The sequence below is a fragment of the Affinundibacterium seohonense genome (assembly GCF_014284305.1).
Taxonomy (GTDB): domain Bacteria; phylum Pseudomonadota; class Gammaproteobacteria; order Burkholderiales; family Burkholderiaceae_D; genus Undibacterium; species Undibacterium seohonense.
In genome coordinates this window covers 1-252 of sequence record NZ_JACOFW010000142.1, presented here as the reverse complement: position 1 = coordinate 252, position 252 = coordinate 1, and the positions used below count along the sequence as shown (strand labels likewise).

At 52.0% G+C, this 252-nt stretch carries 1 protein-coding gene; it reads left to right on the top strand.

All coding sequences use genetic code 11. The features are described 5' to 3' along the window. Positions 1–252: hypothetical protein (locus H8K52_RS22155; RefSeq protein ID WP_186924825.1), on the top strand; the 252-nt coding region annotated here is incomplete at both ends.

The window sequence follows — 252 nt, the reverse complement described above, 5'->3', positions numbered from 1 at the left end:
TGGCGTCCACTTATGCTTACAACTTAGGCGGTGGTACAGCAACAGCCGGTGCCGATTACAACAGCACAGCCACATTTAGCAATGGTGTCACCTTAGTCGGTGGCAGCCTGATTGTTCCAGCAGGTGTTAGTACCTTCACGGTCACCGTCGCCACAATCAATGACGCCATCGTCGATTCCGCGTCCCCAGAATCCTTACCATTGGTGATCGGTGGTGTAACAGGCAATGGCGGTATTATTGATGATGACCAAC